General features: G+C 69.4%; 25 protein-coding genes and 1 tRNA gene. 13 read left to right on the top strand and 13 right to left on the bottom strand.

Annotation, left to right across the window (positions count from 1 at the left end; genetic code table 11):
* Positions 1-21 precede the first annotated feature (21 nt).
* The 4 genes from sigM to trxA all read left to right on the top strand — a co-directional run bounded on the left by sigM (position 22) and on the right by trxA (position 3,192).
* Positions 22-747, top strand: a complete 726-nt coding sequence (sigM, locus tag ACFOSY_RS33155) for an RNA polymerase sigma factor SigM (RefSeq protein ID WP_394314168.1) — start codon at positions 22-24, stop codon at positions 745-747.
* Positions 744-1,658, top strand: a complete 915-nt coding sequence (locus tag ACFOSY_RS33150) for an anti-sigma factor family protein (protein WP_394314166.1) — start codon at positions 744-746, stop codon at positions 1,656-1,658. The genes sigM and ACFOSY_RS33150 overlap by 4 nt, the downstream gene beginning before the upstream one ends.
* 194 nt (positions 1,659-1,852) lie before the next feature.
* Positions 1,853-2,821, top strand: a complete 969-nt coding sequence (gene trxB / locus ACFOSY_RS33145) for a thioredoxin-disulfide reductase (protein WP_031060700.1) — start codon at positions 1,853-1,855, stop codon at positions 2,819-2,821.
* Positions 2,822-2,859: 38 nt separating this feature from the next.
* Positions 2,860-3,192 carry a thioredoxin gene (gene trxA, locus ACFOSY_RS33140; RefSeq protein WP_030608088.1) on the top strand — a complete coding sequence of 111 codons (333 nt, stop codon included), beginning with the start codon at positions 2,860-2,862 and terminating at the stop codon, positions 3,190-3,192.
* 87 nt (positions 3,193-3,279) lie between these two features.
* Here the strand turns inward: trxA and ACFOSY_RS33135 are convergent, their stop codons facing one another.
* The 9 genes from ACFOSY_RS33135 to rpmH all read right to left on the bottom strand — a co-directional run bounded on the left by ACFOSY_RS33135 (position 3,280) and on the right by rpmH (position 10,308).
* Positions 3,280-3,897: a GNAT family N-acetyltransferase gene (locus ACFOSY_RS33135; RefSeq protein ID WP_394314162.1), complete on the bottom strand. Its 618-nt coding sequence runs from the start codon at positions 3,895-3,897 to the stop codon at positions 3,280-3,282.
* A gap of 318 nt (positions 3,898-4,215) precedes the next feature.
* Positions 4,216-5,316: a ParB/RepB/Spo0J family partition protein gene (locus tag ACFOSY_RS33130; protein ID WP_394314159.1), complete on the bottom strand. Its 1,101-nt coding sequence runs from the start codon at positions 5,314-5,316 to the stop codon at positions 4,216-4,218.
* Positions 5,313-6,389 carry a ParA family protein gene (locus tag ACFOSY_RS33125; protein ID WP_189405754.1) on the bottom strand — a complete coding sequence of 359 codons (1,077 nt, stop codon included), beginning with the start codon at positions 6,387-6,389 and terminating at the stop codon, positions 5,313-5,315. Before ACFOSY_RS33125 ends, ACFOSY_RS33130 begins: the two co-directional genes overlap by 4 nt.
* Positions 6,390-6,757: 368 nt before the next feature.
* Positions 6,758-7,477 (bottom strand): 16S rRNA (guanine(527)-N(7))-methyltransferase RsmG, encoded by a 720-nt coding sequence (gene rsmG, locus ACFOSY_RS33120; protein ID WP_394314157.1) that lies wholly within the window; start codon positions 7,475-7,477, stop codon positions 6,758-6,760.
* A gap of 120 nt (positions 7,478-7,597) precedes the next feature.
* Positions 7,598-8,110 carry a Jag family protein gene (locus tag ACFOSY_RS33115; RefSeq protein WP_225653078.1) on the bottom strand — a complete coding sequence of 171 codons (513 nt, stop codon included), beginning with the start codon at positions 8,108-8,110 and terminating at the stop codon, positions 7,598-7,600.
* A gap of 15 nt (positions 8,111-8,125) precedes the next feature.
* The gene (gene yidC, locus ACFOSY_RS33110) at positions 8,126-9,403 is read right to left on the bottom strand and encodes a membrane protein insertase YidC (protein WP_394314154.1); all 1,278 of its coding nucleotides are present in this window, start codon (positions 9,401-9,403) and stop codon (positions 8,126-8,128) included.
* 3 nt (positions 9,404-9,406) lie between these two features.
* Positions 9,407-9,781: a membrane protein insertion efficiency factor YidD gene (yidD, locus tag ACFOSY_RS33105; RefSeq protein WP_006134074.1), complete on the bottom strand. Its 375-nt coding sequence runs from the start codon at positions 9,779-9,781 to the stop codon at positions 9,407-9,409.
* Positions 9,778-10,149 carry a ribonuclease P protein component gene (gene rnpA / locus ACFOSY_RS33100; RefSeq protein WP_006134075.1) on the bottom strand — a complete coding sequence of 124 codons (372 nt, stop codon included), beginning with the start codon at positions 10,147-10,149 and terminating at the stop codon, positions 9,778-9,780. Before rnpA ends, yidD begins: the two co-directional genes overlap by 4 nt.
* A 21-nt stretch (positions 10,150-10,170) precedes the next feature.
* Positions 10,171-10,308 (bottom strand): 50S ribosomal protein L34, encoded by a 138-nt coding sequence (gene rpmH / locus ACFOSY_RS33095; RefSeq protein WP_003956500.1) that lies wholly within the window; start codon positions 10,306-10,308, stop codon positions 10,171-10,173.
* 375 nt (positions 10,309-10,683) lie between these two features.
* On the opposite strand from rpmH, the gene dnaA reads away from it, so the two are divergent.
* From dnaA to ACFOSY_RS33050, 9 genes are all read left to right on the top strand, one after another.
* Positions 10,684-12,675, top strand: a complete 1,992-nt coding sequence (dnaA, locus tag ACFOSY_RS33090) for a chromosomal replication initiator protein DnaA (protein WP_394314149.1) — start codon at positions 10,684-10,686, stop codon at positions 12,673-12,675.
* A gap of 1,017 nt (positions 12,676-13,692) precedes the next feature.
* Positions 13,693-14,823, top strand: coding sequence for a DNA polymerase III subunit beta (gene dnaN / locus ACFOSY_RS33085; protein WP_369156790.1), 1,131 nt, complete (start codon positions 13,693-13,695; stop codon positions 14,821-14,823).
* A gap of 146 nt (positions 14,824-14,969) precedes the next feature.
* A complete protein-coding gene (gene gnd / locus ACFOSY_RS33080) occupies positions 14,970-15,845 on the top strand; it encodes a phosphogluconate dehydrogenase (NAD(+)-dependent, decarboxylating) (RefSeq protein ID WP_394314147.1) in 876 nt (291 codons plus the stop codon).
* 73 nt (positions 15,846-15,918) lie between these two features.
* On the top strand, positions 15,919-17,040 hold the full coding sequence (gene recF, locus ACFOSY_RS33075; RefSeq protein ID WP_394314144.1) for a DNA replication/repair protein RecF: 1,122 nt from the start codon (positions 15,919-15,921) through the stop codon (positions 17,038-17,040).
* Complete coding sequence (locus tag ACFOSY_RS33070; RefSeq protein ID WP_394314142.1) at positions 17,037-17,579, top strand: DUF721 domain-containing protein; 543 nt, start codon at positions 17,037-17,039, stop codon at positions 17,577-17,579. Before recF ends, ACFOSY_RS33070 begins: the two co-directional genes overlap by 4 nt.
* Positions 17,580-18,013: 434 nt before the next feature.
* Positions 18,014-20,074, top strand: coding sequence for a DNA topoisomerase (ATP-hydrolyzing) subunit B (gene gyrB / locus ACFOSY_RS33065; protein ID WP_006134081.1), 2,061 nt, complete (start codon positions 18,014-18,016; stop codon positions 20,072-20,074).
* Between the two features lie 42 nt (positions 20,075-20,116).
* Positions 20,117-22,714 carry a DNA gyrase subunit A gene (gyrA, locus tag ACFOSY_RS33060; RefSeq protein WP_394314140.1) on the top strand — a complete coding sequence of 866 codons (2,598 nt, stop codon included), beginning with the start codon at positions 20,117-20,119 and terminating at the stop codon, positions 22,712-22,714.
* Positions 22,715-22,732: 18 nt separating this feature from the next.
* Positions 22,733-23,476: a DUF3566 domain-containing protein gene (locus ACFOSY_RS33055; RefSeq protein ID WP_225653086.1), complete on the top strand. Its 744-nt coding sequence runs from the start codon at positions 22,733-22,735 to the stop codon at positions 23,474-23,476.
* A 121-nt stretch (positions 23,477-23,597) separates the two neighbouring features.
* Positions 23,598-23,674, top strand: a tRNA-Ile gene (locus ACFOSY_RS33050).
* Positions 23,675-23,729: 55 nt separating this feature from the next.
* On the opposite strand, the gene ACFOSY_RS33045 is transcribed toward ACFOSY_RS33050, so the two are convergent.
* Genes ACFOSY_RS33045 through ACFOSY_RS33030 form a run of 4 tightly spaced genes read right to left on the bottom strand, consistent with a single transcriptional unit; the run spans position 23,730 to position 26,705 of the window.
* Entirely contained in the window at positions 23,730-24,887 is a 1,158-nt protein-coding gene (locus tag ACFOSY_RS33045) for a tyrosine-type recombinase/integrase (RefSeq protein ID WP_394314138.1), read from the bottom strand.
* A complete protein-coding gene (locus ACFOSY_RS33040; RefSeq protein WP_394314136.1) occupies positions 24,887-25,075 on the bottom strand; it encodes a helix-turn-helix domain-containing protein in 189 nt (62 codons plus the stop codon). The genes ACFOSY_RS33045 and ACFOSY_RS33040 overlap by 1 nt, the downstream gene beginning before the upstream one ends.
* Positions 25,072-26,463: a replication initiator protein RepSA gene (gene repSA / locus ACFOSY_RS33035; protein ID WP_394314133.1), complete on the bottom strand. Its 1,392-nt coding sequence runs from the start codon at positions 26,461-26,463 to the stop codon at positions 25,072-25,074. The genes ACFOSY_RS33040 and repSA overlap by 4 nt, the downstream gene beginning before the upstream one ends.
* Positions 26,460-26,705, bottom strand: coding sequence for a hypothetical protein (locus ACFOSY_RS33030; RefSeq protein ID WP_364206174.1), 246 nt, complete (start codon positions 26,703-26,705; stop codon positions 26,460-26,462). The genes repSA and ACFOSY_RS33030 overlap by 4 nt, the downstream gene beginning before the upstream one ends.
* Between the last annotated feature and the right edge of the window lie 5 nt (positions 26,706-26,710).

The following is a 26,710-nucleotide window of genomic DNA, read 5'->3' as shown; positions in this document are numbered from 1 at the left end:
GAGTTGGTGCCGGGAGGCTCGATGGCGGACGGCACCGGATACGGCGATGCAAGTGACCAACACCTGCTCACCCGGCACGTCGAGGGCGATCCCGATGCCTTCGGCGAGATCGTGCGGCGGCATCGCGACCGGCTCTGGGCCGTGGCCCTCCGGACGCTGGGGGACCGCGAGGAAGCGGCTGACGCCGTCCAGGACGCCCTCGTCTCCGCCTACCGGGCCGCCCACACCTTCCGCGGCCAGTCGGCCGTCACGACATGGCTGCACCGCATCACCGTGAACGCCTGCCTGGACCGTGCGCGCAAGGCCGCCTCCCGGAAGACCGCCCCGGTCGACGACACCGAGCGTCTGGAGCAGCTTCTCGAGCCGCACGAGTCCGCCTCGGCGCCCGCGGAGCGCAACGATCTGCACCGGCAGCTCATCGAGGCGATGGGCACCCTCCCGCCCGACCAGCGGGCCGCGCTCGTCCTGGTGGACATGCAGGGCTACCCGGTCGCCGAAGCGGCGCGCATCCTCGACGTCCCCACAGGGACGGTCAAGAGCCGGTGTGCCCGGGGCCGCGCGAGACTGCTGCCTCTCCTCACCCACCTGCGCCCGGGAGGCTCCGGCGAGGAGGAGGACAGAGGCGGGGGACGGAACCGGAAAGGGGGGACATCCGTCCCACCCGCAGCGGGTCCGCAGCGACCGGACCCACCCGATACAGGATCGAACGACCCGGCTGCAGTGAAGGGCGGAGGTGGGCGAGCGTGACGTCGACGACCGACAAGGCGGAGCACCCGGACGTCGCGGAGATCTCCGACCTCACCGAAGGTCTCCTCCCGGCGGACCGCAGGGACGCCATCCGCAGGCATCTGGACGGGTGCGAGCTCTGCGCCGACGTCCACGCCTCCTTGGAGGAGATCCGGGGACTGCTCGGCACGGTTCCGGGTCCGCCGCGGATGCCGGCGGACGTCGCGGGACGCATCGACGCGGCGCTGGCCGCCGAGGCGCTGCTGCACGCCACCGCGCCCGTGGCCGACGGCGAGGACGAGAACGACACCACACGGGCGCCCGCAGCTGACGGCGAACCGCTTCATGTTTCACGTGAAACATCGGCTCCCTCCGACCGTCCTACCGGCCGCCCTCGCTCCTCCACCACGGGGCCGGGCCGCAAGCCGCGTCTGCGGGGCAGGAACCGCCGAGCCGTCGCCCTGGGGGCGGCGTTCGCCGTGGCCGCTCTCGGCCTCGGCTCCGTGGTGCTGTCGTCGCTGAACGGCGGCGGAGGCCCCGACGAGGAGCAGCGGACGACGACCGCCGCGGACACCTTCTCCGAGGGGAAGCTGCAGAAGCAGGTCACCGATCTGCTGGCACGTAGCCCCGAACAGGACAAGGGAGCCCGCTCCCCTCACACCTTCGGCATGTCGGACACCTCCAGTGCGAACCCCAGGGTGCTGACGAAGCCCGCGGTCCCGGAGTGCGTCCAGGAGGGCATCGGCCGGAACGACGCCGCTCTGGCCACCGAGCAGGGCGTCTATCAGGGCAAGACCGCTCTGCTCGTCGTGCTGCCCGACGCCTCGGACGCCACACGCGTGACGGCCTACATCGTCGACGCGACCTGCGTGGGGAACGCCTCTCCGTCCTCCACCGCGAAGGTTCTGCTGGAGCACTCCTACGCCCGCTGACCGCGCATGCGTGGTCTTGGGTGTGCGCGGTATCCCGTACGGTGTGTGGCCCCGGCGTGCCCGTCGGAGCACGGTCTGCGTGTGCCCGGGCACAGCGGGAATGCGGGCCCCTTAGGATCCGTTGGGTGGGGTGAGAGTTCCGAAAGAAGCTCCCACCGGTCGAATGACGCAGACCAGAGACGAGGAATCCAGCCGTGAGCGACGTCCGTAACGTGATCATCATCGGCTCGGGGCCCGCCGGCTACACGGCGGCGCTCTACACCGCCCGTGCGTCGCTGAAGCCCCTTGTGTTCGAGGGCGCTGTCACCGCCGGCGGTGCGCTGATGAACACCACCGAGGTGGAGAACTTCCCCGGTTTCCAGGACGGCATCATGGGCCCGGAGCTCATGGACAACATGCGGGCCCAGGCGGAGCGCTTCGGTGCCGAGCTCATCCCGGACGACGTCGTGGCCGTCGACCTGACCGGTGAGATCAAGACCGTCACGGACACCGCCGGCACGGTCCACAAGGCGAAGGCCGTGATCGTGACGACCGGTTCGCAGCACCGCAAGCTCGGGCTGCCGAACGAGGACGCGCTGTCCGGCCGCGGTGTCTCGTGGTGCGCCACATGTGACGGCTTCTTCTTCAAGGACCAGGACATCGCCGTCATCGGCGGCGGTGACACCGCGATGGAGGAGGCGACCTTCCTGTCGCGCTTCGCCAAGTCCGTGACGATCGTGCACCGCCGTGACACCCTGCGCGCCTCCAAGGCGATGCAGGAGCGCGCCTTCGCCGACCCGAAGATCTCGTTCGTCTGGGACAGCGAGGTCGCCGAGATCCAGGGTGACCAGAAGCTCTCGGGTCTCAAGCTGCGCAACGTCAAGACGGGTGAACTCTCCGACCTGGCGGTGACCGGCCTGTTCATCGCGATCGGTCACGACCCGCGCACCGAGCTCTTCAAGGGCCAGCTCGAGCTGGACGAGGAGGGCTACCTGAAGGTCGACGCACCCTCGACGCGCACCAACGTCACGGGCGTCTTCGCGGCCGGTGACGTGGTGGACCACACCTACCGCCAGGCGATCACCGCGGCCGGTACCGGCTGTTCGGCCGCCCTCGACGCGGAGCGCTTCCTCGCCGCTCTCGCCGACGAGGAGAAGGCCGAGCCCGAGAAGACCACTGTCTGACCCACTCTCCCCACGCACCAACGATTAAGGAGCCCGCTGTGGCCGGCACCCTGAAGAACGTGACCGACGACTCCTTCGAGCAGGACGTCCTCAAGAGCGACAAGCCTGTCCTGGTGGACTTCTGGGCCGCCTGGTGCGGTCCGTGCCGTCAGATCGCTCCGTCCCTCGAGGCCATCGCCGCCGAGTACGGAGACAAGATCGAGGTCGTCAAGCTCAACATCGACGAGAACCCGGGCACGGCCGCCAAGTACGGCGTCATGTCGATCCCGACCCTGAACGTCTACCAGGGCGGCGAGGTCGCCAAGACCATCGTCGGTGCCAAGCCGAAGGCCGCGATCGTGCGCGACCTCGAGGACTTCATCACCGAGTAGTGACGGGCCGCCTCCACGGCGGTGCATGTTTCACGTGAAACACGAATGGGCCGACCCTTCAGGGTCGGCCCATTCGTGTGAGCGGGGCTAGAGCGGGCGTAGGGCCGGCTCCTTCTGCACCGCCCCCAGCAGCCGGTCGAGTGCCATCTCCACATCTTCCTTCCAGGAAAGCGTCGACCTCAGCTCCAGACGCAGCCGCGGGTAGGCGGGGTGCTGGCGGACCGTCTTGAAGCCCACGGCGAGCAGATGGTCGGCGGGCAGCACACACGCCGGCTCCTTCCACCGGGCGTCACCGAAGGCCTCGATCGCCTTGAATCCCCGGCGCAGCAGATCCTTCGCCACCGTCTGCACCATCACACGCCCGAGTCCCTGCCCCTGGTAGTCGGGCAGGATGAACGCGGTCATCAGCTGCACCGCGTCGGGGGACACCGGACTGGTGGGAAACGCCGTGGAGCGCGGCACATAGGCGGGGGGCGCGTAGAGGACGAAGCCCACGGGGACCTCGTCCACATAGACGACGCGTCCGCACGAACCCCAGTCGAGCAGGACGGCCGAAATCCAGGACTCCTTCTCGAGCGCTGCGGTGCCCGCCTTTACCGCTGCTTCGCCGCTGACGGGGTCGAGCTCCCAGAAGACGCATGCACGACAGCGCTGGGGGAGGTCCGGAAGGTTGTCCAGCGTGAGCGGTACGAGCCGACGGCCCATGAAGGCTGATCCTCGCTTCCTGCGCCCGCTGCCACACGGGCGGCGGTCAGAGCACTCCGTTCTCTGAGCAGGCCCCCGATGAAGCCGCTGACGACGCCGACCCCCAGCCCTGCGCTCATCAGTCCGGTGCGGCTCGTCATTCGCATGGCCCCTGCCTAGCTCTCAGAGGTGTTGCCGGGTGGATGCGCCATATACCAACGCATCGTATCCATGAAGCGATTCCCCCGATACCGACACAAGGCAAAGGGCGGACCGTGTTCCGGTAGGCACCGGACACGGTCCGCCCTGGCCGACTCTCAGGCCGAGCGAGGCGGCTCCTCAGGAATCGGTCTCCTCAAGGTCGTCGTCCTCCACGAGGCTCGACTGGAGCACCGGGCCCTCTCCCGGAGCGAGGGTGCCGAGGATGCGCTCCAGGTCCTCCATCGAGGCGAACTCGACGGTGATCTTGCCCTTCTTCTGGCCGAGGTCGACCTTCACCCGCGTCTCGAAGCGGTCCGAGAGTCGCGTCGCCAGTTCGGACAAGGCCGGGGACACCCGGGCGCCCGCACGCGGCCCCTTGGAGCGCTGAGCATTCTGCGGCCGCGAGCCCATCAGGGTCACGATCTCTTCGACAGCTCGCACCGAGAGGCCCTCGGCCACGATGCGGTGAGCCAGCCGGTCCTGCTCCTCGGAGTCCTCCACGGAGAGCAGGGCGCGGGCGTGTCCGGCGGACAGCACTCCGGCGGCCACACGGCGCTGCACGGTCGGGGACAGCTTCAGCAGACGCAGGGTGTTGGACACCTGCGGCCTGGAACGGCCGATGCGGTCGGCCAGCTGGTCGTGCGTGCAGTTGAAGTCCTTGAGCAGCTGGTCGTAGGCGGCGGCCTCTTCCAGCGGGTTCAGCTGTGCACGGTGCAGGTTCTCCAGCAGCGCGTCCAGGAGGAGCTTCTCGTCGTCCGTGGCCCGCACGATGGCCGGGATGGCGTCGAGGCCGGCCTCGCGGCAGGCACGCCACCGGCGCTCACCCATGATGAGCTCGTAGCGGCCGCCGCCCACCTGGCGCACGACCACCGGCTGGAGCAGACCGACCTCCTTGATGGAGGTGATCAGCTCGGCCAGGGCGTCCTCGTCGAAGACCTCACGGGGCTGCCGCGGGTTCGGCGTGATGGCGTCGAGGGGGATCTCGGCGAAGTGAGCACCCATCGGCGCGGCCGGCACCGAGGAGCCTGCCGCGGCGGTGTCCTCCGTTTCACGTGAAACAGCGGCCAGCGTGGCCACCTTCGCGGCGGCCACTCCGCGCTCGTTCGGCAGGACCGGGACCGCTGCGGGCGACGGGGAGGCCGTCCCGCTCAGTGCGGCCGGCGGCACCGTCTTCTCTGTCGGGGCAGCGGGGATCAGTGCTCCGAGCCCACGACCCAGCCCCCTCCGTCGCTCACTCACTGCACGCCCTCCACCATGTTCGGATCAGTCTGCTGTGCGCCGATGTGCGCCTGCGACGCGTCGTAGTGGACACCGACGCCCCTCAGCGCGATCTCACGGGCCGCCTCGAAGTACGAGAGAGCACCGCTCGATCCAGGATCGTAAGTCAGCACCGTCTGCCCGTAGCTCGGTGCCTCCGAGATACGGACGGAGCGGGGGATGCTGGTGCGCAGAACTTCGTCGCCGAAGTGGGTCCGCACCTCCTCGGCGACCTGGGAGGCGAGCCGCGTCCGGCCGTCGTACATGGTGAGCAGGATCGTCGAGACGTGCAGGGTGGGGTTGAGGTGCCCCCGCACCAGGTCGACGTTGCGCAGCAGCTGCCCGAGTCCCTCCAGCGCGTAGTACTCGCACTGGATCGGGATGAGCACCTCCTGGCCGGCCACCAGGGCGTTGACCGTGAGGAGGCCGAGCGACGGCGGACAGTCGATGAGGATGTAGTCGAGCGGCTGCTCGTAGGCCTGGATGGCCCGCTGCAGTCGGCTCTCCCGCGCCACGAGCGACACCAGCTCGATCTCCGCACCGGCGAGATCGATGGTGGCGGGCGCGCAGAAGAGGCCCTCGACATCAGGGACGGGCTGAACGACCTCCGCCAGGGGCTTGCTCTCCACCAGGACGTCGTAGATGGAGGGCACCTCGGCGTGGTGGTCGATCCCCAGGGCGGTGGACGCGTTGCCCTGCGGGTCGAGGTCGATCACCAGGACGCGGGCGCCATGCAGAGCGAGTGAGGCGGCCAGGTTGACGGTGGTCGTCGTCTTCCCCACACCGCCCTTCTGGTTGGCGACCACGATGACCCGGGTCTGTTCGGGTCGCGGCAGCCCCTCACCGGCACGGCCCAGAGCCTCCACCGCCAGTTGGGCAGCGCGACCGATGGGAGTGTCGTCCATCGGAGGCGGTGTTTCACGTGAAACATCCGCCCCCATCGATTCGGTACGGGGACCGGGGACCGGATCGGTCATCGGTCCCGCGATGTTGGCGTCGGACCGCAAGGATTCACTCTCCTCGACTTCAGGCTCGCAATGAACAGAGCCTCCCATGCCTTCGGGGTCGCGAACCAGTGAGGCCTGACGTTCTGTGGAGAAATCCACCTCTGTGGACAACTCCGTGCCCCCTGAGGGTGCAGATGTCTCGCGTGGAGGGGAGCTCTCGTCCAGGGAACCGAGGGGCTTCCGGTCACGAGGTTCGGCCGCAGCGCGGCCCCGACTGATGATGCCGTGCAGCAGTGAGCGACGTTTCACGTGAAACACGATGCACAGCGGCGGAGGCGGTACTGCCGCGACACTCCGGCATGCGTGGGTTTGGCAGCTTGTGTGGAGTACGCCCGACCCCGATGGCCGGGCGCGTGGTCCCGACGTGCGTCTCCGTCACACCGGCCCCTCAAGGCTCCACGACGAGGGGCATACAGCTATCCGCGCCGGCGCCGGGCCCGTCCGGTGCGGGCGGCCTTGGCACGCTTGGCGGCGAAGCGCACACCGCCGGGGCTCTCCCCGACCTCGACCCGCACCACCGTGGAGGCGGGATTCACCACACCCTCGCCCACGTGCACGACCGACGTGGTCACGGCGCCGAGCTTGGTGAGTGCGGTGGCGGCGCTCTTCAGCTCCTCCTCCGCGGTGTCGCCCTTGAGCGCGAGCATCTCCCCGTAGGGCCGCAGCAGGGGGATCCCCCAGGTGGCCAGACGGTCGAGCGGCGCGACGGCGCGCGCGGTCACCACGTGCACCGGGGGCAGCTTGCCCATGACCTCCTCGGCGCGTCCCCGCACCACGGTCACATGGTCCAGGCCGAGCAGCTCCACGACCTCGGTCAGGAAGTTGGTACGGCGGAGCAGCGGCTCCAGCAGGGTGATCTTCAGGTCCTCGCGGACCAGGGCCAGCGGGATGCCCGGCAGCCCGGCCCCCGAGCCGACGTCGCACACGGTGACGCCCTCAGGAACGACCTCGGAGAGCACCGCGCAGTTCAGCAGGTGCCGCTCCCACAGGCGGGGCACCTCACGGGGGCCGATCAGACCGCGCTGGACGCCAGCCTCGGCGAGCAGTTCGGCGTACCGGACCGCGTCCGCGAAGCGTTCGCCGAACACCTCACGGGCCTGCTCGGGTGCGGGGGGAAGCTCCGCTGCCTCCGTCACGGGGGACCGTCCTTCCGTACCGTGCCGACACGGGCGCCGACACCAGAACCAGAACTATCAGGCTGACAAAGAGCGGCCCCGCCTGCGCAACAGACGGGGCCGGTGAACCGGTGGAACCGGTCAGGCGGGAAGCACGACGACGAAGCGCTGCGGCTCCTCGCCCTCGGACTCGCTGCGCAGGCCGGCCGCCTTGACGGCGTCGTGCACGACCTTGCGCTCGAACGGGGTCATCGGGTCGAGCCGCACGGGCTGCCCGCTGCTCTTGGCCTCGGCCGCGGCCTTGGCGCCCAGGTCGGCGAGCTCGGTGCGCTTGCGGGCGCGGTAGCCGGCGATGTCGAGCATCAGACGGCTGCGGTCGCCGGTCTCCCGGTGAACCGCGAGGCGCGTGAGCTCCTGAAGAGCCTCCAGCACCTCGCCGTCGCGGCCCACGAGCTTCTGCAGGTCGCGGCTGCCCGTGTCACTGATGATCGAGACAGAGGCGCGGTCGGCCTCGACGTCCATGTCGATGTCGCCGTCGAGGTCGGCGATGTCGAGCAGACCTTCCAGGTAGTCCGCCGCGATCTCGCCCTCCTGCTCGAGGCGGGTCAGGGTGTCTGCGCCCTCGGCAGCGGCCGCGGTGGTGCCTTCCGTCACGGGATGGACTCCTTCTTACTTCTTCGACGGGGACTTGGGCCGCTGGGGGCCCTTGCGCTGTCCGGACTGGGCCCTGCTGCGGGTGGAGCCGTTGCCGGCGGGCTTGGCGTTGCCCTTCGAGGCCGCGGGCTTGGCGTCCTCGTCCTGCGGTGCGTCTGTCTTGGTCAGCGAGGTGGGTTCACCCGCCGGCTTGGCCGCGCCGGAGTGGCGCTTGGACTTGGGCTGCCGCTTGGGCTGCTGCCGCTTGGGGACGGCGGTGGCGGTCGTCGTCGTACCGCCCTCGGCCTGGGCGGCGGCGCTGCTCTCGCTCTTGATCACCGTGCCGTCGGGCTGCGCAGCGAGACCGGCCTTGTTCAGGCCGTTGATGAACTTGCGCTCGTACTCGTTGCGGTCGCGGCCCTTGGTGACGATCGCCTTGACGATGGCGCGCTCCCGGCGGTTGCGGGTCTTGCCGTGCCGGGCGACGTGCTTGGAGAGGCGCTCCAGGTAGGCGGCCTGGGCCTTGGAACCCGGGGTCGGGTTGTTGTGGATGACGTACATCTGCTGGCCCATGGTCCACACGTTGGTGGTCAGCCAGTAGACGAGGACACCGACGGGGAAGTTGATGCCGAAGACGGCGAAGATGACGGGGAAGACGTACATCAGCATCTTCTGCTGCTGCATGAACGGCGTCTTCACCGTGGTGTCGACGTTCTTCGTCATCAGCTGGCGCTGCGTGTAGAACTGCGACAGCGACATCAGGACGATCATGATCGCCGTGACGACCCGCACGTCGGTCAGAGACGAGTTGAGCGCCTCGACCTTGTCGGGGCTGTCCGTGAACTTCGCGGCGAGCGGGGCGCCGAAGATGTGGGCCTTCTGGGCACTCTCCAGCAGTCGCTCGTTGATCACGCCGATGGTGTCGTTCGACGCGATGCTGTTGAGCACGTGGTAGAGGGCGAAGAAGAACGGCGACTGCGCGAGGATGGGAAGACACGAGGAGAGCGGGTTGGTGCCCGTCTCCTTGTAGAGCTTCATCATCTCTTCGGACTGGCGCTGCTTGTCGTTCTTGTAGCGCTCCTGGATCTTCTTCATCTCCGGCTGGAGCGTCTGCATGGCGCGCGTCGCCTTGATCTGCTTCACGAAGAGCGGGATCAGGCAGATGCGGATGAGAATCACCAGGGACACGATGGACAGGCCCCAGGCCCACCCTGTGTCGGGCCCGAAGATGGAGCCGTACACGCTGTGGAACTGGACGATGACCCAGGAGACAGGTGTCGTGATGAAGCTGAAGAGGCTGGCAATCGTGTCCACTAATCATGCTCCTTGGGCATGGGACGGGGTCTCTGCGGCCGGGTCCGACGGACTCGTAGGACTTGTGGGAGAAGCCTGTCCCTCGGTGGCCGGTTCAACGGCGGAGGTCCCGCCCTTGCGTGCACGCCAGGCGTTACGCAGCATTTCGTGCCATCGAGGGCGCTTGCGCGGCGGGACATGGTCCACGCCGCCCAGCGACCACGGATTGCACCGCAGGATGCGCCAGGCCGTGAGTGCTGTTCCCTTGACGGCACCGTGCCGGTCGATGGCCGTGTAGCCGTAGTGGGAGCACGACGGGTAGTACTTGCACACCGGGCCCAGCAGCGGACTGATCGTCCACTGGTAGAGCTTGATCAGTGCGAGCAGCGGGTACTTCATCGCGCGCCCCCTCCCAGCAGCCGCTGAAGAGCGGCGTCCAGGTCTCGGGCCAGCTGTGCGTGGTCGGCGTCGCCCGCGGGGGGCAGCGCTCGTACCACTACCAGGCTACCGGGGGGCAGCTGGTCGACTCGCTCGCGCATCAGATGGCGAAGCCTCCGCTTCACCTTGTTGCGCACCACCGCTCCGCCCACGGCCTTGCTCACGACGAAACCCGCACGCGTCGGGGGAGCGCTCTCCCCAGGCGCATGCGGGTCCGTTGCACCGCTACGAAGATGGACGACGAGGTGCTGGCGCCCGGCCCGGCGTCCTCGTCGTACCGCGGTCGCGAAGTCCTCGCGCCGCCTCAGCCGGTTCTCGGTGGGCAGCACGACGGCATGACCTGACCGGGATCAGGCGGACAGACGGGCGCGACCCTTGCTGCGGCGGGACGCGAGAATCGCGCGGCCGGCACGGGTGCGCATACGCAGCCGGAAGCCGTGGGTCTTGGCGCGACGACGGTTGTTCGGCTGGAAGGTGCGCTTGCTCACTCGGGGGCTCCAGAAAGAATCGGTGTTTGCGGGGTGCCGTCCTGGCTGTCACCGTGCGCCCACGAGTAGCTCGCGTTACGCCCGAGTGCACCGCTGACCGATCACCATGCGCGATCTGTGCCCATCGGAGGCAGGCGGCAGCAGCCATCGACAACTCGACCTGGTTACGGTACGCGCGGCTGCGCCATTCGGTCAAACCGACGGTCGCCGGGAGACACTTGTCCACAGCCTGGGGACAACAACTTGAACCGTACCGGTCGCGCTGACTACCGTGACTGGACTCCGATTCGTTCCCTTGACCCTCCACCACCCGATTTACATCCCGACCCGTCCCCCGCGTCACACGATCGGGGGACCTGTGAGAGAGCGTGCCCTGTGGCTGACGTACCTGCCGATCTTGCCGCAGTGTGGCCACGCGTACTGGAGCAACTGCTCGGCGAGGGCCGTGGACAAGGTGTCGAGAGCAAGGACGAACACTGGATCCGGCGCTGCCAGCCGCTGGCCCTGGTCGCCGACACCGCGCTGCTCGCCGTGCCCAACGAGTTCGCCAAGGGCGTGCTCGAGGGCCGGCTGGCCCCGGTCGTCAGCGAGAGCCTGAGCCGCGAGTGCGGCCGCCCGATCCGTATCGCGATCACGGTCGACGAGACCGCCGGCGAGCCGCCCGCCACACCGGCGCCCGCTCCCCGTCCGCAGCCGCGCTACGAGGAGCCCGAGCTGCCCTCCGCCCACCCGGAGCGGCCGGAGCGCCCCGACCACCGCGACCGGCAGGAGCGCGAGCCGTACCAGGAGCGCGAGCCGTACGAGGGATACGGCGGGTACGACCGCCGCCGCGAGCAGCAGGGCCGGCCGGACGACCAGCTGCCCTCGGCCCGCCCCGCCTACCCCTCGGAGTACCAGCGCCCCGAGCCCGGCTCCTGGCCGCGCCCCTCGCAGGACGACTACGGCTGGCAGCAGCAGCGGCTCGGCTTCCCCGACCACGACCCCTACGCCTCGCCGTCCCAGGACGCCTACGGCTCCCCCCAGCAGGACGCGTACGGCGCGCAGGGTCCGTACGGCAACCAGGACTCGTACGGCTCGGACTCCTACGGCGGCCCGCCCTCCCAGGACTACCGTCCCCAGCCTGTGGAGCGCCCGTCCTACGACCAGCGCTCCGACTACGAGTCGTCCCGCGGCGACTACGACCAGCGCGACGACCGTCGCCGCGACCTGCCCGAGCCGCCGTCCGGCTCGGGACACGTCCACCGCGGCGGACCGGTCGGCCCGAACCTGCCGACGACGGGCGCGCCCGGCCCGCTGGCGGCGCAGCCGGCCCCGGCGACGGGTCCCGGCGAGCCGACCGCGCGGCTGAACCCGAAGTACCTCTTCGACACGTTCGTCATCGGCGCGTCCAACCGCTTCGCGCACGCGGCGGCGGTGGCCGTCGCGGAGGCGCCGGCGAAGGCGTACAACCCCCTGTTCATCTACGGGGAGTCGGGCCTCGGCAAGACGCATCTGCTGCACGCCATCGGGCACTACGCGCGGAGCCTCTACCCGGGCACGCGCGTGCGGTACGTGAGCTCGGAGGAGTTCACCAACGAGTTCATCAACTCCATCCGCGACGGCAAGGGCGACAGCTTCCGCAAGCGCTACCGCGAGATGGACATCCTGCTCGTCGACGACATCCAGTTCCTGGCGGACAAGGAGTCGACGCAGGAGGAGTTCTTCCACACGTTCAACACGCTCCACAACGCCAACAAGCAGATCGTGCTGTCCAGCGACCGGCCGCCCAAGCAGCTGGTGACGCTGGAGGACCGGCTGCGGAACCGTTTCGAGTGGGGCCTGATCACCGACGTGCAGCCGCCGGAGCTGGAGACGCGCATCGCGATCCTCCGCAAGAAGGCGGTCCAGGAGCAGCTCAACGCCCCGCCGGAGGTGCTGGAGTTCATCGCCTCCCGGATCTCGCGCAACATCCGCGAGCTGGAGGGCGCGCTGATCCGGGTGACGGCCTTCGCGTCGCTCAACCGGCAGCCGGTGGACCTGGGGCTCACGGAGATCGTCCTCAAGGACCTGATGCCCGGGGGCGACGACTCGGCCCCGGAGATCACCTCGACGGCCATCATGGGCGCGACAGCCGACTACTTCGGGCTCACCGTCGAGGACCTGTGCGGCACCTCGCGCGGCCGCGCGCTGGTGACCGCGCGGCAGATCGCCATGTATCTGTGCCGTGAGCTGACGGACCTGTCGCTGCCGAAGATCGGCGCGCTGTTCGGCGGGCGGGACCACACGACGGTGATGCACGCCGACCGGAAGATCCGCAATCTGATGGCCGAGCGGCGGTCCATCTACAACCAGGTCACCGAGCTGACCAACCGCATCAAGGCCGGCTGACGGCCCGCACCACCCTGCGCGAGGGCGCCCCCGGAGCGATCCGGGGGCGCCGTTCTTTTCACGCCCCCGGCTCTTGTCGCGCCCCCGGCTTCCCGGGACGCCGTCTCACGGCTCTCCGAGATGCGTGCGGCTCCGCGCCCCGGCTCTCCAAGGCGTCCCCCGGCCCTCTGAGCCGTCCTCCGACCCCCTGAGCCGTCCCCCGGCTCCCCGGCCGCCGAGGCCCGCGACGTCCCGGCTGTTCGATTCCTGCCGCGGGTTACGGCCTTCCTCCACAGATTCGGTGACTTTTTCCCGTCCACACGCTGGGGACCGCGAAGTTGTCCCGACACCGTCCACAGGCGCCCCTGGTGAGAAGCTGTCCGCGCAGGTCACCTGCCTGTGGATCCGTGGACGAACGATCTCCACAGACTGTGGACGACGCGGTGATCCACAGCCTGTGCATCAAGTTGTCCACGGGCTTCCCACAGGCTGCGGCCGGTTGTCCCCAGTGATCGGCCGCTTCTCCACATGGCTGTCCACTGTTCGGCAACGCGACGCGCCTCCTCACCGGCCCGAGTGAAAGCCGTCACATCGAGCTGCCGAAGGGGGCTGTGGGAAAGGAGCGCAAACCTGGGGACGCGTCTGGGGAGAACTCGGCCTCCCCTGTGCACGGGATGTGCAGAACTTTCCGTTCTCCACAGCGAGGCCCGGTTGTCCACCGCCGCCGCCCACAGGGCCCGTGGACAAAAAACCGGCGCTGAGCTGCGCAAACGAGGTTATCCACGGTATCCACAGGCCCTACTACTACTCCCGACCATAGAGAGCGAGGAATTCGTTTCGAAGAGGGTCCTGTGCACAACTCGCTGTCTCGGCCCCGACTGCCACTCGTCACGACTTGACCCCGACGGGCACCTACTGTCAGTGCGGTGCGTCAGACTGGACCCCGGTGTCCTTCCCCTCCGAGGGGCCGACGACACCGAGTCAGACGACGAAGCCAGGCAGGGCGAGAAGCGCCGGCAACAGCAGGAGGCGGCAACAGTGAAGATCCGGGTGGAACGCGACGTACTCGCGGAGGCAGTGGCCTGGGCGGCTCGCAGCCTCCCGGCCCGTCCGCCGGCGCCTGTCCTCGCCGGCCTGCTGCTCAAGGCCGACGACGGCCAGCTGAGCCTGTCCAGCTTCGACTACGAGGTCTCCGCGCGCGTGTCGGTGGAGGCCGAGGTCGAGGAGGAGGGCACGGTCCTGGTCTCCGGCCGCCTGCTGGCCGACATCTCCCGCGCCCTGCCCAACCGTCCGGTGGAGATTTCCACAGACGGTGTACGGGCGACGGTGGTCTGCGGCTCCTCGCGGTTCACGCTCCACACACTGCCTGTGGAGGAGTACCCGGCCCTGCCGCAGATGCCGAACGCGACGGGCACGGTCCCCGGCGAGGTCTTCGCCTCCGCCGTGCAGCAGGTCGCCATCGCGGCCGGCCGTGACGACACCCTGCCCGTCCTCACCGGTGTGCGCATCGAGATCGAGGGCGACACGGTGACGCTGGCCTCCACCGACCGCTACCGCTTCGCGGTCCGCGAGTTCCTGTGGAAGCCGGAGAACCCGGAGGTCTCCGCGGTCGCCCTGGTGCCCGCCAAGACGCTCCAGGACACCGCCAAGGCGCTGACCAGCGGCGACCAGGTGATCCTCGCGCTGTCCGGCTCGGGTGCGGGCGAGGGCCTGATCGGCTTCGAGGGCGCCGGACGCCGCACCACCACGCGTCTGCTGGAGGGCGACCTCCCGAAGTACCGGACGCTGTTCCCGACGGAGTTCAACAGCGTCGCCGTGATCGAGACCGCCCCCTTCGTGGAGGCCGTCAAGCGCGTGGCCCTGGTCGCCGAGCGCAACACCCCGGTGCGGCTGAGCTTCGAGCAGGGCGTGCTCATTCTGGAGGCCGGTTCCAGCGACGACGCACAGGCTGTGGAAAGGGTCGACGCCCAGCTCGAGGGCGACGACATCTCCATCGCCTTCAACCCGACGTTCCTGCTGGACGGCCTGAGCGCCATCGACTCCCCGGTGGCCCAGCTGTCGTTCACCACGTCCACCAAGCCGGCGCTGCTCAGCGGCCGCCCGGCGATGGACGCGGAGGCGGACGAGGCCTACAAGTACCTGATCATGCCGGTGCGGCTCAGCGGCTGATCCACGGCCGCGGGGGAAGCCGCAGGTGGGGGCGGGCGTGTGAGCGCGTATGCCCACAGATGTGCGCGAGAGTCCGGGTTTAGGCTCGGACGCCGGCACGCGAGTGCCGTCACGTCCCGTCGCAACCACCGTAAGGAACACATCTGATGGAGCTCGGTCTCGTCGGTCTCGGCAAGATGGGCGGCAACATGCGCGAGCGGCTGCGCCGCGCGGGCCACACCGTCTTCGGGTACGACCGCAACCCGGACCTCGCCGACGTCCACAGCCTGCGGGAGCTCGTGGGCAAGCTCAGCGGCCCCCGCGTGGTGTGGGTGATGGTCCCGGCCGGTGAGCCGACCCAGTCCACCGTCGACGAGCTGGCCGAGCTGCTGGAGCCCGGCGACGTCGTGGTGGACGGCGGCAACTCCCGCTGGACCGACGACGAGAAGCACGCGGCGGAGCTGGCGGCCAAGGGCATCGGTTTCGTCGACTGCGGCGTCTCCGGCGGCGTCTGGGGCCTGGAGAACGGCTACGCGCTGATGTACGGCGGCTCTCCGGAGGACGTCGCCAAGGTGCAGCCGATATTCGACGCCCTCAAGCCGGAGGGCGACTTCGGCTCGGTGCACGCCGGCAAGGTCGGCGCCGGCCACTTCGCCAAGATGGTCCACAACGGCATCGAGTACGCCATGATGCAGGCCTACGCCGAGGGCTGGGAGCTGCTGGAGAAGGTCGACTCGGTGACCGACGTCCGGGAGGTCTTCCGCTCCTGGCGGGAGGGCACCGTCATCCGCTCCTGGCTGCTCGACCTGGCGGTCGACGCGCTCGACGAGGACGAGCACCTGGAGGGGCTCCGGGGTTATGCACAGGACTCCGGTGAGGGACGCTGGACTGTGGAGGCCGCCATCGACAACGCGGTCCCGCTGCCGGCGATCACGGCCTCGCTGTTCGCCCGGTTCGCCTCGCGCCAGGAGGACTCGCCGCAGATGAAGATGATCGCGGCGCTGCGGAACCAGTTCGGCGGCCACGCGGTCGAGAAGAAGTAATCCACAGGGACGTCACCTGTCCACAGGACCGCGCGGGCGGTCCGCGACGCCGGAGGAGGTCGGCGGAACGATCATGCACGTCACGCATCTGTCGCTGGCCGACTTCCGCTCCTACCCCCGGGTCGAGGTACCGCTCGACCCCGGGGTGACGGCCTTCGTCGGTCCCAACGGGCAGGGCAAGACGAACCTCGTCGAGGCGGTCGGCTACCTCGCCACCCTCGGCAGCCACCGGGTGTCCTCCGACGCCCCGCTGGTGCGCATGGGAGCCGACCGCGCGATCGTCCGGGCCCAGGTCCGGCAGGGCGACCGGCAGCAGCTGGTCGAGCTGGAGCTGAACCCGGGCCGCGCCAACCGCGCCCGCATCAACCGGTCCTCGCAGGTCAGGCCGCGTGACGTGCTGGGCATCGTGCGGACCGTGCTGTTCGCGCCCGAGGACCTTGCGCTGGTCAAGGGCGACCCGGGCGAGCGCCGGCGCTTCCTGGACGAGCTGATCACGGCGCGCTCCCCGCGCATGGCGGGCGTGCGCTCCGACTACGACCGGGTGCTCAAGCAGCGCAACACGCTGCTGAAGTCGGCGGCGCTGGCCCGCCGGCACGGCGGCCGCACGCTGGACCTGTCCACGCTCGACGTGTGGGACCAGCACCTCGCGCGCGTGGGCGCCGAGCTTTTGGCGCAGCGCCTGGACCTGGTGGCCTCGCTCCAGCCGCTGGCCGACAAGGCGTACGAGCAGCTGGCGCCGGGCGGCGGCCCGGTGACCCTGGAGTACCGGCCGTCCGCGCCGGGCGAGGCGCACACCCGTGAGGACCTGTACGAGCAGCTGATCGCCGCGCTCGCCGAGTCCCGCAAGCAGGAGATCGAACGAGGGGTGACCCTGGTCGGCCCGCACCGTGACGACCTGCTGCTCAAGCTGGGCCAGATGCCCGCCAAGGGTTATGCCTCGCACGGCGAGTCGTGGTCCTACGCGCTGGCGCTGCGTCTCGCCTCGTACGACCTGCTGCGCGCCGAGGGCAACGAGCCGTTGCTGGTGCTCGACGACGTGTTCGCGGAGCTGGACGCGCGCCGCCGGGAGCGGCTGGCCGAGCTGGTGGCGCCCGGCGAGCAGGTGCTGGTGACGGCCGCCGTCGACGACGACGTGCCGCATGTGCTGGCGGGCGCGCGGTTCGCCGTGTCCGAGGGGACGGTGGAGCGCGCGTGAGCGGGGAGAAGCCGCCCGCCGACGGCGCCGGAAAGGACCCCGAGCCGTCGGGCGTCGACCTGGCCCGGGTGGCGCTGCGCGCGGCCCGTGAGGCGGCACGCGCGCGTGGGGACGCGGCGCAGCAGAAGAAGCAGGCGCGGCGCGGGGGCCTGCGCTCCGGGGCGCGTACCGACCGGCGTGATCCGATGGCGCTGGGCGCGGCGATCAACCGGCTGCTCACCGAGCGCGGCTGGGAGGCCCCGGCGGCGGTCGGCGGGGTGATGGGGCGCTGGCCGGAGATCGTCGGCGAGGACGTCGCCAAGCACTGCGAGCCGGAGCGGTACGACGAGGACGAGCGCGTGCTGGTGGTGCGCTGCGACTCCACGGCCTGGGCGACCAATCTGCGGCTGCTGGCGCCGACGCTCGTGGCCCGTCTCAACGACGATCTCGGGCACGGCACCGTGCGGCTGATCAAGGTGGTCGGACCCACCGGGCCGGCCCGCCGCTACGGGCCGCTGCGCGCCCCGGGCAGCACCGGCCCCGGTGACACGTACGGGTGATCCGGGGGCTTTTTCCGCCCCGCCGTGCACACGTGAGGGACATCACATTCGGGCGTCCGGGCACCGCTTTCGCGGGCCGGATGCCCGCTTCGTCGTACCCCCGGACACGGCTGCGCGCGGCGACCTGACTCCTAAGTAGCCAAGGGTTGACGGCCGGAAGCGCTGAGTGCCCTCGTGGGGCCTCTGGAGCCCCCATCCGCATATCGGGAGTCGGGCGAGGCCGTTTCGGGGCGGCACATGCGGACTCAGGTACCCGCAAACCCCCATCGATGTCAGTGCTACCGGTAGACTGGAAGACAATCCCGCCCCGATCGTGGGGACCGCCCGGGAAGACGCTGAGCAACGCTGATCAAGGCTTACCAACGCAACATGCCGCAGCCGCTCCGGCAACCTGCCGACGAGCCCGGCTCGTGCTGTGCCAGAAAGGGCGCTTCGTGGCCGATTCCGGCAACCCCAACGAGAACATCCCGTCCACCGACACCGCCGCCGGCGACGCGGCGAGCTCCTCGACCGGAGACGCCGCCACGTCGTACGACGCGAGTGCCATCACCGTCCTCGAGGGCCTGGACGCGGTCCGCAAGCGACCCGGCATGTACATCGGGTCGACGGGCGAGCGGGGCCTGCACCACCTGGTGCAGGAGGTCGTCGACAACTCGGTCGACGAGGCGCTGGCCGGCTACGCGGACACCATCGACGTGACGATCCTGGCCGACGGCGGCGTCCGCGTCGTCGACAACGGCCGTGGCATCCCCGTGGGCATCGTCCCCTCCGAGGGCAAGCCCGCCGTCGAGGTCGTCCTGACCGTGCTGCACGCGGGCGGCAAGTTCGGCGGCGGCGGCTACGCGGTCTCCGGCGGTCTGCACGGCGTGGGCGTGTCCGTGGTCAACGCGCTGTCGACGCGCGTCGCCGTCGAGGTGAAGACCGACGGCCACCGCTGGACGCAGGACTACAAGCTGGGCGTCCCCACGGCGCCCCTGCAGAAGCACGAGGCGACCGAGGAGACCGGCACGTCGGTCACCTTCTGGGCCGACGGCGACATCTTCGAGACCACGGACTACTCGTTCGAGACGCTCTCCCGGCGCTTCCAGGAGATGGCGTTCCTCAACAAGGGCCTGCGGATCAACCTCACCGACGAGCGTGAGTCGGCGAAGGCGACCGCCGGCGCGGACGAGGCGGGCGAGGACGAGAAGCACGAGGTCAAGAGCGTCTCGTACCACTACGAGGGCGGCATCGTCGACTTCGTGAAGTACCTCAACTCCCGCAAGGGCGAGGTGATTCACCCCACCGTCATCGACCTCGAGGCGGAGGACAAGGAGCGGCACCTGTCGCTCGAGGTCGCCATGCAGTGGAACGGCGGCTACACGGAGGGCGTGTACTCCTTCGCCAACATCATCCACACGCACGAGGGCGGTACGCACGAGGAGGGCTTCCGTGCGGCGCTGACCTCGCTGATCAACAAGTACGCGCGCGACAAGAAGCTGCTCCGCGAGAAGGACGACAACCTCACCGGCGACGACATCCGCGAGGGTCTGACCGCGATCATCTCGGTCAAGCTGAGCGAGCCGCAGTTCGAGGGCCAGACCAAGACCAAGCTGGGCAACACCGAGGTGAAGACCTTCGTGCAGAAGGTCGTCTACGAGCACCTCGCCGACTGGCTGGACCGCAACCCGAACGAGGCCGCGGACATCGTCCGCAAGGGCATCGCGGCGGCCACCGCGCGCGTGGCGGCCCGCAAGGCGCGCGACCTGACGCGCCGTAAGGGCCTGCTGGAGACGGCGTCGCTGCCGGGCAAGCTGTCCGACTGCCAGTCGAACGACCCGACCAAGTGCGAGATCTTCATCGTCGAGGGTGACTCCGCCGGCGGCTCGGCCAAGTCCGGCCGTAACCCCGAGTACCAGGCGATCCTCCCGATCCGAGGCAAGATCCTCAACGTCGAGAAGGCGCGCATCGACCGGATCCTGCAGAACCAGGAGATCCAGGCGATGATCTCCGCGTTCGGCACCGGCGTGCACGAGGACTTCGACATCGAGAAGCTCCGCTATCACAAGATCATCCTGATGGCGGACGCCGACGTCGACGGCCAGCACATCAACACCCTGCTGCTGACGTTCCTGTTCCGCTTCATGCGGCCGCTGGTCGAGGCCGGGCACGTGTTCCTCTCCCGTCCCCCGCTCTACAAGATCAAGTGGGGCAAGGACGACTTCGAGTACGCGTACTCCGACCGCGAGCGCGACGCGCTGATCGAGATGGGCCGCAACGCGGGCAAGCGCATCCGTGAGGACTCCGTCCAGCGCTTCAAGGGCCTCGGCGAGATGAACGCCGAGGAGCTGCGCATCACCACGATGGACCAGGAGCACCGGGTCCTCGGCCAGGTCACCCTGGACGACGCCGCCCAGGCCGACGACCTCTTCTCCGTCCTGATGGGCGAGGACGTCGAGGCCCGCCGCGCGTTCATCCAGCGCAACGCCAAGGACGTCCGCTTCCTCGACATCTGAGTCGGTCTCAGCTGACCGCACCAGGAAGGACCTTCACCAGCAATGACCGACGAGAACACTCCCGTCACGCCTCTCGAGGACGCGGACGCGGCCGGTATGCGCGTCGAGCCCGTCGGGCTCGAGACGGAGATGCAGCGTTCGTACCTCGACTACGCGATGTCCGTCATCGTCTCGCGTGCGCTGCCCGACGTCCGTGACGGCCTCAAGCCCGTCCACCGCCGTGTGCTGTACGCGATGTACGACGGCGGCTACCGCCCCGAGCGCGGCTTCTACAAGTGCGCCCGCGTCGTCGGCGACGTCATGGGCAACTACCACCCGCACGGCGACAGCTCCATCTACGACGCCCTGGTCCGGCTCGCCCAGCCCTGGTCGATGCGGATGCCGCTCGTCGACTCCAACGGCAACTTCGGCTCCCCGGGCAACGACCCGGCGGCGGCCATGCGGTACACCGAGTGCAAGATGGCGCCGCTGTCGATGGAGATGGTCCGTGACATCGACGAGGAGACCGTCGACTTCACGGACAACTACGACGGCCGCTCCCAGGAGCCGACGGTCCTGCCGGCCCGGTTCCCGAACCTGCTGATCAATGGCTCGGCCGGTATCGCGGTCGGCATGGCGACCAACATCCCGCCGCACAACCTGCGCGAGGTCGCCGCCGGCGCCCAGTGGTACCTGGAGAACCCCGAGGCGTCGCACGAGGAGCTGCTGGACGCGCTCATCGAGCGCATCAAGGGCCCCGACTTCCCGACCGGCGCCCTGGTGGTGGGCCGCAAGGGCATCGAGGAGGCGTACCGCACGGGCCGCGGCTCGATCACCATGCGCGCGGTGGTCGAGGTCGAGGAGATCCAGAACCGCCAGTGCCTGGTGGTCACGGAGCTGCCGTATCAGACCAACCCCGACAACCTCGCGCAGAAGATCGCCGACCTGGTGAAGGACGGCAAGATCGGCGGCATCGCCGACGTGCGCGACGAGACGTCCTCGCGAACCGGCCAGCGCCTGGTCATCGTGCTGAAGCGGGACGCGGTCGCCAAGGTCGTGCTGAACAACCTGTACAAGCACACCGACCTCCAGACCAACTTCGGCGCCAACATGCTGGCCCTGGTCGACGGCGTGCCGCGCACGCTGTCGCTGGACGCGTTCATCCGCCACTGGGTGACGCACCAGATCGAGGTCATCGTCCGCCGTACGCGCTTCCGGCTGCGCAAGGCCGAGGAGCGGGCGCACATCCTGCGCGGTCTGCTGAAGGCCCTGGACGCCATCGACGAGGTCATCGCGCTGATCCGGCGCAGCGACACCGTCGAGATCGCGCGCGGCGGCCTGATGGACCTCCTCGACATCGACGAGATCCAGGCCAACGCCATCCTCGAGATGCAGCTGCGCCGGCTGGCCGCCCTGGAGCGTCAGAAGATCGTCCAGGAGCACGACGAACTCCAGGCGAAGATCAACGAGTACAACGAGATCCTGGCCTCCCCGGTCCGCCAGCGGGGCATCGTCAGCGCCGAGCTGGCCGCGATCGTCGAGAAGTACGGCGACGACCGCAAGACGAAGCTGATCCCCTACGAGGGCGACATGTCCATCGAGGACCTGATCGCCGAGGAGGACATCGTCGTCACGGTCACGCGCGGCGGCTACATCAAGCGCACCAAGACCGACGACTACCGGGCGCAGAAGCGCGGCGGCAAGGGTGTGCGCGGGGCGAAGCTCAAGGAAGACGACATCGTCAACCACTTCTTCGTCTCCACCACGCACCACTGGCTGCTGTTCTTCACCAACAAGGGCCGCGTGTACCGCGTGAAGGCGTACGAGCTGCCCGACGCGGGCCGTGACGCGCGCGGACAGCACGTGGCGAACCTGCTGGCCTTCCAGCCGGACGAGACCATCGCCCAGATCCGCGCCATCCGCGACTACGACGCGACGCCCTACCTGGTCCTGGCCACCAAGGCCGGCCTGGTGAAGAAGACCCCGCTGAAGGACTACGACTCCCCGCGGTCCGGCGGTGTCATCGCGATCAACCTGCGCGAGCGCGAGGACGGAACCGACGACGAACTGATCGGCGCCGAACTTGTCTCGGCCGAGGACGATCTGCTGCTGATCAGCAAGAAGGCGCAGTCGATCAGGTTCACGGCGACGGACGACGCGCTCCGGCCCATGGGCCGCGCCACCTCGGGCGTCAAGGGCATGAGTTTCCGCGAAGGGGACGAGCTGCTCTCGATGAATGTTGTTCGACCCGGTACGTTCGTGTTCACTGCCACGGACGGCGGGTACGCGAAGCGGACCGCCGTCGACGAGTACCGCGTCCAGGGCCGCGGCGGCCTCGGCATCAAGGCCGCCAAGATCGTCGAGGACCGCGGGTCGCTCGTCGGCGCGCTGGTGGTCGAGGAGACCGACGAGATCCTCGCCATCACGCTGTCGGGTGGTGTGATTCGTACGCGAGTCAACGAGATCAGGGAAACCGGCCGTGACACCATGGGCGTCCAACTGATCAACCTGAGCAAGCGCGATGCCGTGGTCGGCATCGCCCGTAACGCCGAAGCAGGACGCGAGGCGGAGGAAGTCGACGGCGACGTGGCCGTGGACGACACCGCCGACGGGGACGCGACCACCGGTACGGACCAGGGCGAGGCGCCCTCGTCCGAGTAGCACGAGGAGTGAGTCAGCGTGAGCGGAGCCACGGGCGCCGGACCGGCCGGTACCAGTACGGGAACGGACGGCGGCGGCCGTGGCTCCGCCGCGCGGGCGTCAGATCCGCACACGACCAATCTCAAAGCGATCAAGGCGCCGGTCTCCGACGCCTCCTCGTCGACCAGGCAGGGATCCCAGGGGGGAACCGTGACGGACACCCGAGGCCCGCAGGCCGCACCCGCGCAGGGTGCGGCCGCCCAGGCGGCCTCACCGCTGCCGGGGGAACGGCAGCCGCAGCAGCAGGCGGGCCCGTACCACCCGCCGCAGGCCTACCCGGCCCAGGCGGGCGCCGCCGCCGGCCGCACCGGTGCGGTGCGCCGTCCCCGCACGGGCGCCAGCACCACCCCGCGCGTGCGCAAGGCGCGCCTGCGCGTGGCGAAGGCCGACCCGTGGTCGGTCATGAAGGTCAGCTTCCTGCTCTCGATCGCGCTCGGCATCTGCACGATCGTGGCGGCCGCGGTGCTGTGGATGGTCATGGACGCCATGGGCGTCTTCTCGACCGTCGGCGGCACGATCTCCGAGGCGACCGGCTCCGAGGGGTCGAACGGCTTCGACCTCCAGTCGTTCCTGTCGCTGCCGAACGTCCTGCTGTTCACGACGGTCATCGCCGTCATCGACGTCGTCCTGGCGACGGCGCTGGCGACGCTGGGCGCGTTCATCTACAACCTGTCGGCCGGTTTCGTGGGCGGCGTCGAGCTGACCCTGGCCGAGGACGAGTGACCAGCCCGGCAGGCGCTCCCGGGCCGCGCTGACGGCCCGGGGGAAACCGATTTTGGGACTGCCCCGGTCGTGCGCTAATCTTCAGGAGTCAGCGCGCGGGACACACCCCGCACAGCGCGGCGGGGCTATAGCTCAGTTGGTTAGAGCGCATCCCTGATAAGGATGAGGCCACAGGTTCAAATCCTGTTAGCCCCACCAGCGAGAAGACCCCCAGTCGATACCGGCTGGGGGTCTTTGACATCTACGGCTGACATCAGCCGATGAGCGGATCTTCCAGGAGCTCGGCGAGCATGCCCACGGCTTCGCGCTCACTGTCGCCGACGACGTGCGTGTAGACGTCCATGGTCATGCTGATCTGGCTGTGCCGGAGGATCGCCTGGGCGACCTTGGGATGCACCTTCAGGAAGGCGAGCAGGGTCCCGCAAGTGTGCCGGGCGAGGCGGACCGTGATTCGGCGCACACCGGCCCGCTTGACGAGCCGATCGAAGGTGCGGGAGAAGCCCACCGGGTCGATCATGCCGCCGTGCTCGGAGGAGAAGATCAGGTCATTGCCCGGCTCCTGTGCCCAGTGCTCACCGGCGATCTTCCGCTCCAGCTCCTGAAGCTCCCGGCGCTCCTCCAGGACGCGAGCGCAGAACTCCGGGAGCGGGAGCACGGCCTGTGAGGACTCCGTCTTGAGGTCCTTGAGGACCAGGCCCACGCCCTTGACCCGCTGTACCTGCTTGACCGGGGTGAAGTGGCCGGCCTCGAAGTCGATGTCCTGCCAGCGCAGGCCGAGCACCTCGCTGCGACGGAGGCCGAGGACCAGGACGAGGACGCAGGCCGCGTAGAGGCGGTGAGCGCGGACCGAGCGGAGGAAGGCGATCGCTTCCCGCGCGTTCCACGCCGTGCCCCTGTCCTTGGCCACCTTGGGCATGTCGACCAGGAGGGCGACGTTGCGCGTCACCAGCTCCTCGCGCATTGCCCGGTTGAGCGCGTTGCGGAGGACGCGCAGAACCTCGAAGCGGGCGGAGGCCCCGACCTTCTCCCGCGCCAGCGTGGCCATGAAGGCGCGAATCTGTGCCGGGGTGAGCTTGACCAGCGGCTTCTTGCCAAGGTGGGGAACCAGGTAGAGCCGCACCTTGGACTCGTACTTCACGTACGTGTTGTGCTCCCGCTCCGGGGCGACGATGTGCTCCAGCCAGTAGGCCAGCCACTCGCCGAGCGTCCAGGACCGGGAAGGCACCGGGATGCCGTTGCGCTCCTGGTCCTGGAGCTTGCCGAGCTTCTCGTTCGCCTCGTCCCACGTCCGGCCGTACACGTACTTCCGTACCCGGTGGCCGTCCGTGTTGGTTACGTACGCAGCACCCTGGTACCGGCCGTCGGACCGCTTGGTGATCGTGCCGCCGCCGTTCGGCCGACGCTTCGCCATCAGGCAGCCTCCCCGATCTGACCGGCGATGAAGTCACGAATGGCGTGGTCCGGGATACGACGGCATCCGTCGACCTTGATGGACACGAGGCGATGGGTGCGGATCAGGTCGTAGACCTTGGTCCGGCCCACTTTCAGCCGCGCCATGACCTCCGGCACGGTGAGCAGCTCGGGGGCGGCGGTGGTCATGCGGTGGCTCCTTCCAGGTCGAGGAGGGTGGGTAGTTCTTCGCGGGCGGTGTCGCGGTTGTGTTGGATGTCCCGGCGGATGTTGGCAGCGAGCCAGGATTCGCCGGGGGTGTGGCCGTGGCCGGCGTAGGACCAGTGGGCGAGGGTGAGGGTCGTGACTTCCTCGTCGTCGGGGTCGGGCAAACCGAGGGCAGCGCGTTGCTGGGCGGCGCGGTAGTCGGCGCGGGTCTGTCGCAGTTCGCCGAGGGTGGTGGAGTAGCGGCGGGACTTGGTGGAGAAGTGGCCGCGGAAGCCGAGCATGTGGGCCCAGTCGCGGAGCTTGCGGTCCGGGTAGAGCGGGTGAAGGTCGAGGCAGGCGGCGATGAGCCGGGCCGGGTGCTCGGGGACGTCGAGCAGGACCAGGGCTTCCTTGTTCCCGATGCGCCGGTCCACGGTGCCGGTGGTCTCGGCTGCTTTAGTGGCGTACTTGGCGACGTAGGAGGCGACCGCCTGCTCGGTGATGTCCTCACCGTCGCCGAAGGCCCGGATCGGGCGTACGTCGAGCTGGGTGCCCCACCGCAGGGTCCGGGCCGGTTGGTCCCCGGCCGGGGGCACGTCGACTTCCACGCGGGCGGCAGCGGCATGGATGGCGTCGGTGAGCAGGTCGAGGGTGGCCCACGCCGGGGGCGGGTCGTCGGGGCCGGCCGGGCCGTCGAAGCGGATCACGGCATGGAAGTGCACCGCCCCGCGCTTCTGGTATTCGGCGACCTTTCCGAACGACACCCGCGACTGCTCGCGTGCGGCTTTCTGCGTGAGTTCGGCCCGCTTGGCGATCTCCCGGCGCAGGTAGATCGTGAAGTAGCGCCACAGCTCGGAGGCGTGGTTGTTCCACAGCACCGCGCCCGCGTAGTCGTAGGTGTCCGGGTCGAGCGGTGTGCCCAGCTCGAGGGCGTCCTCGGCGTGGCGGGTGCCGCAGCGGCAGGGCCGGTTACCGGGCCGATTGTGGACCGGTCCGAAGGACGGCGCGGTGAGCGTGGCGAACACCCGCGGGTGGTCGCGGATGGTCTCGGGGGTGCCCTTGGCGGGGTCGCCGACGAGGCCGGCGCGGATCAGGTGGTAGGTGTCGCCCGCGTAGGTCCAGGCGCAGGACGGGCAGCGGGAGGCGCGGCGGTTGCCGCAGGCGACGCGTAGGACCCCGCCGGGCTCGGTGTCGGTGGAGTAGGAGTGCAGCACCTGCCCTGTGGCTGCGTCGCGGGTGACGGTCGAGCCGGTCAGGCGGATCGGGTCGGTGCAGCCGCCGGTACGGCGGATCTGGTCTTGGATGCGGTCGAAGCCGGGAGACCCGGCCAGCCTCAGCACGTCGGCGAGGGTGGCCGGGTCCAGGCCCGCCATGGTGGCGGTGTCGGTCATCGAGCACCGTCCTTGCGGGTCTTGCGCGGGGGGTCGGAGTGGAAGCGGCGGGTGCCGAGGTCACGGCCGTCGTGCTGGTGACGGGGGGCGCCCGGGTTGCGGTCGTTCCAGTCCTCCGCGCACACCTTGTGGACGGGTTCGCCGTCGTGGGAGCGCATCGGGGTGGGCTTGCCGCACTGCGTGCAGGGGCAGTCGCCGTTGTGGTCGTAGTGCTGACTGGAGGTCCAGTTCAAAAGGCCCACGGTGC

Source organism: Streptomyces lusitanus (assembly GCF_042647945.1).
GTDB lineage: Bacteria > Actinomycetota > Actinomycetes > Streptomycetales > Streptomycetaceae > Streptomyces > Streptomyces pseudogriseolus.
Note: the sequence above shows the minus strand (reverse complement) of the source record. Positions and strands in the feature narration are given on the sequence as shown.